Origin of the sequence: Flagellimonas sp. (genome assembly GCF_965215805.1) — a bacterium.
GTDB lineage: Bacteria > Bacteroidota > Bacteroidia > Flavobacteriales > Flavobacteriaceae > Flagellimonas.
In genome coordinates, this window is sequence record NZ_OZ244124.1 from 142,518 (window position 1) to 155,938 (window position 13,421).

12 protein-coding genes and 2 tRNA genes are annotated in these 13,421 nt (G+C 43.3%); 8 read left to right on the top strand and 6 right to left on the bottom strand.

The window, feature by feature from the left end; all coding sequences use genetic code 11:
- Nucleotides 1–31 precede the first annotated feature (31 nt).
- From rpsT to proS, 4 genes are all read right to left on the bottom strand, one after another.
- Complete coding sequence (gene rpsT, locus ACOOE0_RS00595; RefSeq protein ID WP_073175882.1) at nucleotides 32–283, bottom strand: 30S ribosomal protein S20; 252 nt, start codon at nucleotides 281–283, stop codon at nucleotides 32–34.
- 86 nt (nucleotides 284–369) lie between these two features.
- Nucleotides 370–441, bottom strand: a tRNA-Glu gene (locus ACOOE0_RS00600).
- Between the two features lie 87 nt (nucleotides 442–528).
- Nucleotides 529–600, bottom strand: a tRNA-Glu gene (locus tag ACOOE0_RS00605).
- A gap of 118 nt (nucleotides 601–718) precedes the next feature.
- The gene (proS, locus tag ACOOE0_RS00610) at nucleotides 719–2,194 is read right to left on the bottom strand and encodes a proline--tRNA ligase (protein ID WP_420400559.1); all 1,476 of its coding nucleotides are present in this window, start codon (nucleotides 2,192–2,194) and stop codon (nucleotides 719–721) included.
- Nucleotides 2,195–2,289: 95 nt separating this feature from the next.
- On the opposite strand from proS, the gene ACOOE0_RS00615 reads away from it, so the two are divergent.
- Nucleotides 2,290–3,669, top strand: coding sequence for a hypothetical protein (locus ACOOE0_RS00615; protein ID WP_420400560.1), 1,380 nt, complete (start codon nucleotides 2,290–2,292; stop codon nucleotides 3,667–3,669).
- Between the two features lie 38 nt (nucleotides 3,670–3,707).
- The gene (locus ACOOE0_RS00620) at nucleotides 3,708–5,207 is read left to right on the top strand and encodes an OmpP1/FadL family transporter (RefSeq protein WP_420400561.1); all 1,500 of its coding nucleotides are present in this window, start codon (nucleotides 3,708–3,710) and stop codon (nucleotides 5,205–5,207) included.
- A 57-nt stretch (nucleotides 5,208–5,264) separates the two neighbouring features.
- Here ACOOE0_RS00620 and ACOOE0_RS00625 read toward each other — a convergent pair whose 3' ends face one another.
- Both ACOOE0_RS00625 and ACOOE0_RS00630 read right to left on the bottom strand, forming a co-directional pair.
- Nucleotides 5,265–6,716 carry a T9SS type B sorting domain-containing protein gene (locus ACOOE0_RS00625; protein WP_420400562.1) on the bottom strand — a complete coding sequence of 484 codons (1,452 nt, stop codon included), beginning with the start codon at nucleotides 6,714–6,716 and terminating at the stop codon, nucleotides 5,265–5,267.
- Between the two features lie 114 nt (nucleotides 6,717–6,830).
- Nucleotides 6,831–8,639, bottom strand: a complete 1,809-nt coding sequence (locus ACOOE0_RS00630) for a T9SS type B sorting domain-containing protein (protein ID WP_420400563.1) — start codon at nucleotides 8,637–8,639, stop codon at nucleotides 6,831–6,833.
- A 132-nt stretch (nucleotides 8,640–8,771) separates the two neighbouring features.
- On the opposite strand from ACOOE0_RS00630, the gene folE reads away from it, so the two are divergent.
- The 6 genes from folE to ACOOE0_RS00660 all read left to right on the top strand — a co-directional run bounded on the left by folE (nucleotide 8,772) and on the right by ACOOE0_RS00660 (nucleotide 13,413).
- Nucleotides 8,772–9,452 (top strand): GTP cyclohydrolase I FolE, encoded by a 681-nt coding sequence (folE, locus tag ACOOE0_RS00635; protein ID WP_138835436.1) that lies wholly within the window; start codon nucleotides 8,772–8,774, stop codon nucleotides 9,450–9,452.
- Nucleotides 9,453–9,466: 14 nt separating this feature from the next.
- Nucleotides 9,467–10,948 (top strand): cysteine--tRNA ligase, encoded by a 1,482-nt coding sequence (cysS, locus tag ACOOE0_RS00640; protein WP_420400564.1) that lies wholly within the window; start codon nucleotides 9,467–9,469, stop codon nucleotides 10,946–10,948.
- 19 nt (nucleotides 10,949–10,967) lie between these two features.
- Nucleotides 10,968–11,195: a membrane protein insertion efficiency factor YidD gene (gene yidD / locus ACOOE0_RS00645; RefSeq protein WP_420400565.1), complete on the top strand. Its 228-nt coding sequence runs from the start codon at nucleotides 10,968–10,970 to the stop codon at nucleotides 11,193–11,195.
- A gap of 256 nt (nucleotides 11,196–11,451) precedes the next feature.
- Nucleotides 11,452–12,384, top strand: a complete 933-nt coding sequence (gene lgt, locus ACOOE0_RS00650) for a prolipoprotein diacylglyceryl transferase (RefSeq protein WP_420400566.1) — start codon at nucleotides 11,452–11,454, stop codon at nucleotides 12,382–12,384.
- 12 nt (nucleotides 12,385–12,396) lie between these two features.
- The gene (locus ACOOE0_RS00655; protein WP_420400567.1) at nucleotides 12,397–12,888 is read left to right on the top strand and encodes a DUF192 domain-containing protein; all 492 of its coding nucleotides are present in this window, start codon (nucleotides 12,397–12,399) and stop codon (nucleotides 12,886–12,888) included.
- Nucleotides 12,889–13,413 (top strand): GNAT family N-acetyltransferase, encoded by a 525-nt coding sequence (locus ACOOE0_RS00660; protein ID WP_420400568.1) that lies wholly within the window; start codon nucleotides 12,889–12,891, stop codon nucleotides 13,411–13,413.
- Nucleotides 13,414–13,421: the final 8 nt, after the last annotated feature.

A 13,421-nucleotide genomic window follows, 5' to 3' on the forward strand; every position in this document is an offset into this window, starting at 1 on the left:
GGGCGTTGCTATATCTTAGTGGGAAGTAAGCTTACATTGCTGCAACCTTGCTCATCAATTTGCTCTTTAAGTTAGCTGCCTTGTTGTTATGGATAATGTTGCGCTTTGCCAACTTATCAATCATACCAACTACAGTAGGAAGAAGTGTTTCAGCTGCTTTTTTGTCCTCTTCATTTCTCAGCTTTTTGATTGCGTTACGAACCGTTTTGTGCTGGTATCTGTTACGCAAGCGAACTGCTTCGTTTCTTCTGATTCTCTTTAATGCTGACTTATGGTTTGCCATTATTTTAATTTAAAATGAATAATGAAAAATTGAAAATTGGCATACCCGTTTTTCATTTTCCATTTATAATTTACAGTTTTCAATAGTAGCCCGTAGGGGAATCGAACCCCTGTTACCAGGATGAAAACCTGGCGTCCTAACCCCTAGACGAACGGGCCAATTAAATTTAAAATTAACAATGAAAAATTCTTGGTTGAACCCTACAAGATTCACAATTTACCATTTTCAATTTTCCATTGAACTTGTAGCCCGTAGGGGAATCGAACCCCTGTTACCAGGATGAAAACCTGGCGTCCTAACCCCTAGACGAACGGGCCAATTTATTGTTATGAACGTTTGCCTTTCAGAAATATGTAACCAAATGTCATTCAGGCGGGTGCAAAAATACAACTATTTTTAAGTCTTGCAACAGTAAATTTCTATTTTTTAAACCTTTTAATAGGCCTTGGCAAATAATACCCTTTGTGTTGATGGCTCGCCTGTTACCATGCACTTCCCATCTTCCTGAACAGGGTTTAACGGAATGCATCTTATAGTGGCTTTGGTCTCTTCTTTAATTTTGTCCTCGGTGGCTGTTGTACCATCCCAATGGGCGGATACAAAACCTCCTTTTTCCTCAATTATTTTCTTGAAATCCTCATAGGAATCCACAGCTGTGATGCGTTCTTCCCTAAAATCCAATGCCTTCTTAAAGATATTATCTTGGATTTCCGTCATCAAGGACTCAATTTTATCGATGACAGCATCTGCTTGCACTATTTCCTTTTGCAATGTATCCCTTCGCGCAACCTCAAAGGTCCCATTTTCCAAATCGCGTTGCCCAACAGCCAAACGCACAGGCACCCCTTTCAATTCGTATTCGTTGAATTTAAAACCAGGTTTGTGCGTGTCCCTTTTATCATACTTAACGGAAATACCCTTTGCCCTTAGTTCCTTCACCAAAGGCTCCACTTTTTCGGAAATGGCATCCAGTTGTTCCAATCCTTTATAAATAGGTACGATAACCACTTGAATCGGCGCCAAATTTGGAGGCAACACCAATCCATTGTCATCACTATGGGTCATGACCAATGCTCCCATCAATCGAGTAGAGACACCCCATGAAGTGGCCCATACATATTCCTGCTTGCCTTCCTTATTGGCAAATTTCACATCGAATGCCTTGGCAAAATTTTGTCCCAGAAAATGGGAAGTCCCTGCTTGCAATGCTTTTCCATCCTGCATGAGTGCCTCAATGCAATACGTTTCTTCCGCTCCTGCAAAGCGTTCGCTTTCCGTTTTTGTTCCTTTAATCACAGGAACACCCATATAATTCTCAACAAAATCCGCATAGACATGCATCATTTGCTCTGCTTCATCAACTGCTTCTTGGCGAGTGGCATGTGCAGTATGTCCTTCTTGCCACAAGAATTCTGCAGTACGGAGAAACAGTCTAGTACGCATTTCCCAACGCACCACATTGGCCCATTGGTTTACCAAAATGGGAAGATCCCTATACGATTGTATCCATTTTCTGTAGGTATCCCAAATAATGGTTTCAGAAGTGGGCCTTACAATAAGTTCCTCTTCCAATTTGGCATCTTCATCTACAATAATCCCGCTTCCATCCTCAGCGTTTTTCAATCGGTAATGGGTGACCACCGCACACTCCTTAGCGAAGCCTTCTACATGGCTGGCCTCTTTGCTCAAGTAAGATTTTGGAATAAACAGCGGGAAATAGGCATTCTCATGACCCGTCTCTTTAAACATTTTATCCAGCTGGGCCTGCATTTTCTCCCAAATGGCAAATCCATAGGGTTTTATGACCATACATCCCCTTACACCTGAATTTTCGGCTAAATCCGCCTTTACAACAAGTTCATTATACCATTTGGAATAATCCTCGCTCCGACTCGTTAATTTTTTACCCATCTACAGTAGTTTGGCACAAAACTTGTGACTTAATCTTCAAAAATAGTTCGGTAAAACTAACTAATTTTAGTATGTTCAACAATAAAAATTGTACGATGAAAAAGTCTTTACCCCGCCCCAAAATTCAAATGCTTGCCACATCTCTACTGGCAGCACTTTTTTTAATCTCTTGTGGTACTTATCAGCAATCTTCCTATTATGAGGATGATGGTATTTATTCCAGCAACAATCGAGTGGTAGGAGTTGAGAAGAGGAATGCGGAAGCCGTCCGGTTGGAAAAGCAGGAAAGTGATATTTACGGAGATTATTTTGGGCAAAAGGCGCAAGAGTACGATGAAATCCTGGAGGACGAAATCTTCACGGATATAGACAGCTACAGCAGTCAAATTAGTAACGACAGTATTCCTTTAGGGGAACAGACCACATATTTTGCAAATAACAACACCTATAATGGTAATCCCGGTTGGGGAGACAACCCAACCAGTGTATCCATCAATGTCTACGACAACAGCTGGGCCTGGGGCGGCCTTGGTTGGGGTTGGGGCTGGAACGACCCATGGCTCTGGAATGGCTGGGGCTGGGGAGGCTACGGCTGGGGCTGGGGTTGGAACAACCCTTGGAGATGGAATCGTTGGGGCTGGGGCGGATACGCCTGGGGCTGGGGCTGGAACAACCCGTGGGGATGGAACCGTTGGGGTTGGGGTGGCTATTATGGCTACGGAAGACCTTATTACAATAGAGGATACAACCGTGGATATGGTTACGCCTATAACAGAGGCAGAAGAGGTTATACCAGTTCTGCAATTCCAGGTACAACCTTACGAGGCAGATCTAATCTTGCTGCAAGGCGAAGTGGTTATGCCTCCAGATACAGGTCTAGTGCAGGACGTTCCAATGTGAGCAGAAGTGCTGCAACTGGAAGAAGCTCCAGAACCTATAGAAGTGGATCCACAGCACGAAGGTCCGTTGGGTCAGATGCAGTTGCAAGGAACCGAAGCTATAGAACAAGCCGAAGTACCCGTACCACACCCAATTATAGAAGCTCAAGAACCTATCGTTCTTATGGCACATCACCCTCTACCAGAAGTAGCGGAACCTACAGAAGTAGCGGAACCTACAGAAGTGGAGCCAATAGAAGTGGAACTTATAGGAGTGGGGGCGTAAACAGAGGCTCATCAGGATACAGAACCCAAGGAAGAAGCACCCGAAGCTATCAATCATCTGGTAGAACGGCACCGAGGTCTAGCAATTATAGTAGATCCAGCAGCACCAGAAGAAGTTCCGGTAGCTACAGAAGCAGTGCTCCTAGCAGAAGTTCCAGAAGTAGTAGCTATAGAAGCTCAGGAAGTTCCCGAAGTTCCAGCTACAGAAGCAGCGGATCTAGGGGAGGTAGCTATAGAAGTTCTGGCGGAAGCCGATCTTCTGGGGCGTCCCGTTCATCGGGAGGAAGAGGTAGAAGTGGCGGAAGACACTAAAATCCCATTGCACTTATTGTATTAACTAAATCAAAGAAATGAAACGATTCTTAACTTTCATCATGGTATTGGCATGCTTTGTTGCCAGTGGTCAAATTATTGACGATGTAGTTCGTTATAGTACGGAAAATACCCTTGGAACTGCAAGATTTCAGGCCATGGGCGGAGCGTTTGGCGCCTTAGGTGGAGATCTATCCGCTATCAATGTGAACCCGGCAGGTTCTGCAGTGTTCAACTACAGCCAATTCTCGGTCAACGGATCCAATTACAACAGAAATAATGATGCCTTTTTTGGCAGTAGCGTTCAAAACAGGGATATTAATTCCGTGGAGTTGAACCAGGCTGGTGGGGTATTTGTTTTCAAATCTTCCGACAGTCCATGGAAAAAAATCGCCTTTGCTGTCAACTATGACATGGTTCAAAATTTTGACAACGAATTTTTTGCAGCAGGAAATACAACCCAAGGTGTCGATAACTACTTTTTGGAGTTTGCCCAAGGACAGGCTTTAGGCCCTTTAAGGGTGCAGGAAGGGGAGTTTATAGAAGATGCCTATTTAGATATCGGTTCCAGTTTGGGTTATGGGGCACAGCAAGCTTTTCTGGGCTTTCAGGCAGGTCTTATTGAACCCACTGTGGACGATGACGCCAATACGTCTTACTTTTCCAACGCCGAATACAATAGTGTAAATCAAGAATACCTGCAGAGCACTACAGGATACAACAGCAAATTCACCTTGAACTTTGCGGGTCAATACCAAGAAAATCTGTACCTGGGCGCAGCACTGAATTTTCACAATGTCATTTATGACCGATTAACCCTCTTGGATGAAAATGGCTATGATCAAGATTCTCCTGTTCAATTCACCACTTTTGACAATTTCCTTCATACGGAGGGATATGGGTTTTCATTTAGTGTTGGAGCCATTGCCAAATTAAACGAGAACATAAGGGTTGGCGGAAGTTATCAGTCGCCCACTTGGTATGAACTGACCGATGACATTTCCCAACGGATCAATTCCTCATTGGCGGTTTCTGATATCGATTTTATCAATTTCAACATTGTCAATGCTTTCGAAGAGTATCGCATCAAAACACCTTCCAAGCTAACTGGAAGTGTTGCAGTAATTTTTGGTAAGGATGGTCTTTTGAGTTTGGACTACGGATATCAGGACATGTCCCAAGCCGAGCTTAGACCTACTACAGACCCCAATTTTGCATCCCAAAATGATGTCATCGCCAATGAACTGGGCGTAGTCAACAGCTATAGGGTTGGTGGGGAATATCGCATAGAGCAGGTGAGCCTAAGAGCTGGATACCGATTTGAGCAAAGCCCTTATGAAAATGCGGATACTATCGGGGATTTAACTGGATATTCAGGTGGTATTGGATATAATTTTGGTGGAAGCAGATTGGATTTGGCCTTTAGCCGATCCGAACAAGATGTCAATGAATTCTTCTTCGATGCCGGCATCAACAATTCTGCCATGGTCAACAGAATAAACACCAACGTTACCTTGGGTTATACGGTTAAATTCTAACCATAAGCATAAGAATAGAAGAACACAAATAGGGCTGGAGAAATCCAGCTTTTTTTATTAGCGGACCAGAGAGAAATGCCTTCTTACCGAACGTGCCACCACAACTCCGTTGTCATCGCGATCGTAATCCAATCGGAACCAATAATCTGAAGAGGGCATATCCCTTCCGTTAAAAGTACCATCCCAACCTGCGGTATCTGTAGGGAACTCCTTTATAAGTTTTCCAAATCGGTCAAATATGAAGATTCTGGGATTGTCCAATTGCTCAACTCCTTGAACATTCCAAAAATCATGAAAAGTATCGCCGTTGGGAGTAAAAAACTTTGGATAACCCACAACCAAAAATTCTATGGGTTCCGAGGTTCCACAGCCATTTACATCATTAATAACAACAGAATTCAATCCAGGAGGAACATCCAAAAAGACTGGATCGGTTTGAAAATCCCCTCCATTTAAGGCATATTCATAGTTTCCATTGCCTACTGGGACAAACTCCACGTTATAGGGGTCGGTTTGATCACTATTGACCAAATCGTCCAACACTACAATATCGATATCAGCTGGTGTGGGCGTTGCATAAAAGGTAATGAGAATATCATCCGTAATCACAGTGGCAAAAGTAGTTTCAATGGTTACCCGGTATCGCCCTGAATTTGGACTGGTTACCGTCCATTCCGTTTGTCCAGCCCCTGTGGCCAAAACGGTTTCATAGGTACCATCATCATCCGCATCCAACTCCCAGGTAATATTGGCAATATTTGGTCCCGCTGGTGAGTTCAAAGCGCTTAATACGATATCTGGGTCTCCTTCGCAAGCAATAATATCCAAGCCCAAAAACTCGTCCCTCAATGTACAGTCCAAAGCAGTATTCTGATCGGCATCCACCGAACTTCCAGTAAATGTGAGTTGAAAAGGCTCTGGATCTCCATTAAAGTTGGTGTTGTAATTGTTGATAAACAGATAATAAACCTCTCCAGCAATTACATCGATATATTCATCATAGGTATTCTGACTCCCCACAACAAAAGGCGCCCCTACCCTTCCGTCTACAGGATTAACCCCAATTCCAGTGAAGTTGGTGTCGTTCACTTCATAATTGCAACGAATGGGCTGCGCAGATCCATTTCCTACCAAAGAGCAAAAATTCTGTCCGGTTGTCTGATCAAAAGGACCGTATAACGCAAAATCCAACTCCGAAGTCACAATTGTTCCAGAGGCAGGTAAAGCCTCAATATCAAACCCAATTTGCCCATCTGTCCCAGCCCTAAAAACATACCAAGAGGTGTTGTTTTCTATATTGGCCGAGGCTACACTCCCCTTCTCTAAACAACCCGATTGCGTAATGACCATGGGGTCAAAATCATCGATATCCCCGCTGCCATCCGTAGCTGAATTGATGGGCATATCGGCACACACGGGTATGGCGGTTCTACAATCCGGAGAATTTTGGGAAAAAGCTATGCTGGAACTAAGAAAAAAACAGCAAATAGCACAAAATAGGGCTCTCATAGAATTTTGGGGCTATAGGGTTATTCTATAATAACCTCTATAACTCCAAAAAAGCATGTTTTAGTATGCTTCAACGGAAAAATTGTACAGTTAATCGATAAAATGCAATCTTGACTATCTTCTCAATGAAAAATGGCTTTGTAAATGTTTGGCATATATGCGATTTCCGTCAGTGTCCAAATAGGACAATTTAAACCAGTAATCTGTTGAAGGTAGGGGCATTCCTTGGAAACTTCCATCCCATCCCGGGCTAAACTCAGTCATTTCCCAAAGCAGTTTTCCATATCGGTCATAGATAGTGACCACTGGGGAATCCAGCACCGAAAGACCTTCAATCTGCCAAGTTTCATTAAGTACGTCGCCATTGGGTGAAAAACTAGGCGAAAAGCCAACCACCACAAAGTTTTCCGTCACCTCGGAACAACCATGTATGTCCCGAGCGGTAACCGTGTGGGCTCCAGGCAGTACTTCATCAAAAACCGGGTTGGTTTGATAGGGGCCGTCATCCAATCTGTATTCAAAACTTCCTTCTGCATCATTCTGGATGGTCACCGTGTTGCTGGGTTTTATGTCTTCAAAATCAATATCAACAGAAATAACAGGGGTATTGGAAATAGCCGTACTTACCGTTCTGTCTACTCCGCAATCCACTCCGCCTTGGGAATGGGTAATCGTGACCGTATAATCCCCAGCTTGGGAAACGGTAATATTGGGTGTAGTTTCTCCCGTACTCCATACATAGCTATAGCTGGGGTTGGGAAGGGTTTCCCCAATAACAATCCCCGGCGATCCATCACAAAGTGTAGCTTCAATCGGAAATGTGGGTTCTGGGGTTTCTACCGCGTTAAGGATAAAATGTTGTGAATCATCGTAGCAGTCAGGGTTGGTACTGGACGTCAATCGTACATAAATATTTTCCGATCCAGGAGCCTTTGCATACTGTTTGCTCAACGGATTTGCGCCTGAAGCTGCATCCCCCGCACTAGCATGAAAACTTACGATATACTCACTCGGATTTTGGGTTCCCAGCACTTCCGAATCCTTTGTTTGCAAATCAAAAACCATATCTGGGGTATGGCAAAAACCTTCGTCCATAACCGGCTGAGCAACAGGAATAGCGCTAAAAAAGGCCTGTACATCACTAATAATGGAGCCTGAAGAAGTGGCAACAACCACGCGATACATCGCTGATGTTGATACCATCAAAGTTGGGTTGGTCTCTCCTGATATGGGAGCATAGCCGCTTCCTGTATCATTATACCACGTATAACTTAAAGCACCCGCAGTGGTAGCATCCAGAGTAACCGTATCTCCCTCACAAGCCGCGATAGGAGACCCCAATAGATTGTTGATAATGGAACAGTCCAGGGCATCCGTTGGGTTGGTTGTCCATATATCTCCAGTAAATTGAACGGAAAAACCGGAATTGGAGTTGCTAAAATTATTGATAAACAGCATATAATCCTCTCCTGGCATAACCTGCAACCAGTCCTCATAATGCACAGAGTTGGGATCCCCCGTAGGATCCTCTCCTACCCCTATAAAACTTTTGGCGTCACTGTTGTCAAAGAAATTACAGCGAATTGGATCTCCCAGGTTGTTGCAGTCGCTAGTCCTATACAAAGCGAAATCCCAATCCTCACTGTTGTCGTGCCCTATATTAAATCCCAATTGACCAGACGCATTGGTTCTAAACCGATACCATGCGGAATTGGACTCAATACTGCCCGAAGTGGTCTGTTCCAAACATCCGCTGACCGTAACCCCACTAAAATCGTCAACTCCATAACCGTTGGTACCCCCGTTCACAGGAGTGTTGCTACAAATGGGCACAGCATTCCCGCAGTCGGGAATGACCTGGGTGTAAGTCATTTGACTGAAAATCGCAACAGCTATAAGCGTCATCGCCGATTTCAATATCATTTGCCATAGATTTTGGGCACTATAAAAATAAATGGGCTTTTCCCTTAACAATAATTTATGTTGTCAAACCAAGGCTAGCAGATGTTAAATAGGGCATTAATGTATATCTTTGCTTTCTTGAAGAAAGAGCAAATGAAACTAGAGCAGGCTTTGGAAGAGCAATATGAAGAAAGAGGCAACGACCATGTTGGCTCATCAACGGAAACCCCAATTAGGGACGATGCTTTTGTGTTGAGCGATGATGAAAAGATTGAACGCATCCAAAAAAGCGTTCGTGAAATCATGTTAACCCTAGGTTTGGACCTGGATGATGACAGCTTGAACGGCACCCCTAAAAGGGTGGCCAAAATGTTCGTAAAAGAGATTTTTAGCGGACTTCATCCCAAAAGAAAACCAAAATCCTCCACCTTCAAAAACAAGTACAAATATGGTGAGATGTTGGTGGAGAAGAACATCGTGGTGTATTCTACCTGCGAACACCATTTGCTTCCTATTATTGGTAGGGCCCATATCGCCTATGTTTCCAACGGAACGGTGGTGGGACTTTCCAAAATGAACCGTATTGTGGATTACTACGCCAAGCGCCCACAGGTGCAGGAACGGATGAATATCCAAATTGTGAAGGAACTTCAGCGGGTTTTGGGAACAGAGGATGTGGCCTGCGTGATCGATGCCAAACACCTTTGCGTTAATTCCAGGGGTATTCGTGATATTGAAAGCAGCACCGTTACTGCGGAATACGGGGGAAAATTCAAGGATGAGGCGGTTAGAAGGGAGTTTTTGGACTACATCAACCTAGATACCGACTTTTAACATTCAACACATTCATGCAACTTTACAAAAGCCAGCAACTCAAAGTAACCAATTCACTTTCGGGAAAAAAAGAACTGTTTGAACCTATCAACGAGGGTCATATAGGCATGTATGTCTGCGGACCAACAGTGTATAGCAATGTGCATTTGGGGAACTGCCGAACCTTTATGTCTTTTGACATGATTTTCCGGTATTTCAAGCATTTGGGCTTTAAAGTTCGCTATGTCCGAAATATTACGGATGCTGGGCATTTGGAGAACGATGCAGATGAAGGGGAGGACAAAATCGCCAAAAAAGCAAAGCTGGAACAGATTGAGCCCATGGAGGTGGTACAGCGGTATACTGTGGATTTTCACAATACCCTCCAACAATTCAACTTTTTGCCTCCCAGCATAGAACCTACTGCCACTGGGCATATCATTGAACAGATTGAAATCATTAAGGATATCATCGCCAATGGATATGCTTATGAAGTCAATGGGTCTGTGTATTTTGATGTGGTTACCTTCAATGAAACCAACACTTACGGTAAGCTTAGCGGAAGAAAGCTGGAAGACATGATTGCCAACACTCGGGAATTGACGGCCCAAAGTGAAAAGCGCAATCCACAGGATTTTGCCCTTTGGAAAAAGGCAGAGCCGCAACATATCATGAGATGGCCTTCCCCATGGGGAGATGGATTTCCTGGCTGGCATTTGGAATGTACGGCCATGAGCACCAAATACTTGGGTGAGACCTTTGATATTCATGGGGGTGGAATGGATTTAAAATTTCCGCATCATGAATGTGAAATTGCCCAATCTGAGGCCTGCTGCGGAAAATCGCCTGTGAAATATTGGATGCATGCCAACATGCTTACCCTTAATGGAAAAAAAATGTCCAAATCCACGGGTAACAATATCTATCCATCAGAGATTTTTAGTGGGGAGAATGATATTTTGAGCAAGGCCTACGCGCCATCAGTGGTCCGCTTTTTTATGATGCAGGCCCATTACACCAGTATTTTGGATTTAAGTGATGATGCCCTTTTGGCTTCCGAAAAGGGATATTACCGTTTAATGGAAGCCATGGACAATATTTCAAAGTTGAACACGGGCACTTCCACGGATTTTGACGTAAAATCTTGGCAGCAGAAATGTTACGATGCCATGAACGATGATTTCAATACTCCAATTTTGATCTCACAATTGTTCGAAGCCGTAAAACACATCAATCTGATCAAGGAAGGCAAGGAAAGTATCACTGAAGCCGACAAGAATTTGCTTCAACAGGTCATGGCAACTTTTGTTTATGATGTTTTGGGAATAGAGAACCAAACAGTAGCAGAAGATAATTCCCAAACCCTGTCCGGTGTTGTGGAACTGTTAATTGGTCTGCGGAATGAGGCGCGTGCCAATAAGGATTTTGCCACTTCGGATAAAATCAGGGATGAACTTATTGCCTTGGGTATCCAATTGAAAGATGGCAAGGATGGCACAACATTTAGTCTGAAGTAACTACATACCCATTTAGGGAATGTCTTTAAAGAAAATTCTTATTGCCCCCTTTGTGCTTTTGGTACGACTTTACCAATTGCTCATCTCTCCGTTGACCCCAGCTACCTGCAGATATACCCCCACCTGTTCGGCCTATACCTTGGAAGCTTTGAAAAAACATGGTCTTTTTAAAGGCGGATGGCTCTCTATAAAGCGTATTTTCAGTTGCCATCCCTGGGGTGGCAAAGGGCATGACCCTGTTCCGTAAGCAAGTTCAAGTTCAAAAATCAAGTTCAAGTTCAAGGAACAGTCGACAGTGGCTAGTACCTTTACCTTTCACCCTTTACCCTTAAACCCAACAAGTAGTAACCCAATTCACACGTTGTTAAATTATAGCATCCAAATTTCAAATTAAACTGCATGCTATTCACCAAAAAACACCTATCAATGATTTATCTCAATTCTAACATCTAAAAGCGCAGCAGTCTAACTTCTTTAAGTATATTAGTCCAAAATTTTACCTTATGTACTTTTTAGGCTTTAACTGGAATCCGGATGGCACTTTGTTTCAACTGGGTTTTGTTCAGATCAAGTACTATAACCTACTTTGGATAGCGGCTTTTGTGGTTGGATGGTTTCTGATGAAACGCATCTTCCAAAATGAAAACAAGTCCATGGAGAAATTGGATTCACTATTCATTTATGGAATCGTATCCATTATGTTGGGCGCGCGCCTTGGACACGTGATTTTTTACCAGAGCGATTTGTTTACCAAAGACCCCTTGTCCATTTTATTGCCCATAAGTACAGTTCCCGAGTTTAGATTTACCGGTTTTGCTGGTTTGGCCAGCCATGGGGCTACTATTGCAGCCATCATAGGTATGTGGCTATATACCCGTAAATGGAAGGACATTAAGATGTTATGGTTGCTGGATAGGATGGCAGTCGTATCTGCCATTGGGGCTTGTTTTGTTCGTTTGGGGAATTTCTTCAATTCCGAAATCAACGGGAAGGAAACTGATACCTCCTCTTTTATGGCCACCCGATTTATTCGGGACAGTCAAGACATGCCGGAGAGTGAAGCTATGCGGGTTACTGGGGAAAAAACCGTCAATGCCGCCTATAAAGCCATTGAAAATGACCCCCAATTTGCCAGCATTCTGGAATCCATCCCCTATAGATATCCCGCCCAATTGTATGAAGCCATTGGCTATGCCCTCATTTTTGTGCTCTTGTATCTTTTGTATTGGAAAACAGATAAAAAAGACAAGCCAGGATATCTCTTTGGCTTGTTTATGGTATGCCTTTGGACGGTTAGATTTATTGTGGAGAGATTCAAAAGGGAACAAGGCGGAATCGAGGAAACCCTTGGGCTTTTGTCCACCGGACAATGGCTGAGTATCCCTATGATCCTGATAGGGTTGTATTTTATGTTCAGACCCAATTCGGCTAAATAATAATCCATTAGAATGAACAATTGGCGTAACGTACTTTTTGTGTTGGTAGGTTCCATGCTGTTCCTTGGCGCATGTAAGACGGAATCCAAAAAGGAGATCCAAACCAAGACCATTACATTTACCAAGGAAGGGGAATTGACCATTTCCAAATCTGGAACGGATTCCATAATAGCCCATTTGGATATCGAAATTGCGGAAACCGATTATGAAACCCAGACCGGATTAATGTATCGGGAATCCATGGGGCAAAAACAGGGAATGTTGTTTATTTTCCCAGATGTGACTCATCATTCCTTCTACATGAAGAATACCCAATTTCCATTGGATATCATCTATATCGATGAAAACTTGAAAATTGCCAGTTTTCAAAAAAATGCAAAGCCATTTGACGAAAGTGGACTTCCTTCGGAAGGACCTGTGAAATTTGTATTGGAAATCAATGCGGGTTTATCAGACCAATGGGGTCTTGAAGTGGGCGATACGGTTGCTTATTCCCGAAATTAGATGGACAAACGAATTCTTGAAAACCAAAGTAGCGAGCGACTACTTTTTAGAAAGGTTCAGCTCTCGGATTTTGATGCCTGGCTACCATTTTACAACAATCCAAAATCCACGGAATTTTGGGATGGACTACCATCCAATCCAATTCAAGCTTGTCAACAACAGTTTGACCGTATTTTTGAACGATACGAGCATGAGTTGGGCGGTATGAATGCGCTTGTGCTAAAATCCACTGGGCAATTGGTTGGTATTTGTGGCCTTTTGGTTCAAACTGTGGATGGAATTGAAGAGTTGGAAATAGGATACTCGGTTCTACCTGAATTTTGGCTTCAGGGTTTCGCTATTGAAGCTGCCGAGAAGTGCAAGCAATATGCTTTTCAAAACCAGTTGACCAATACCTTGATTTCCATTATTCATGTGGACAACATCCCTTCTCAAAAAGTGGCTCAAAAAAATGGAATGGTTCTGGACAAGACCACTACTTATAAAGATAATCCCGTACACATTTATAGGGTAAATCAAGGATAATTTCTAAC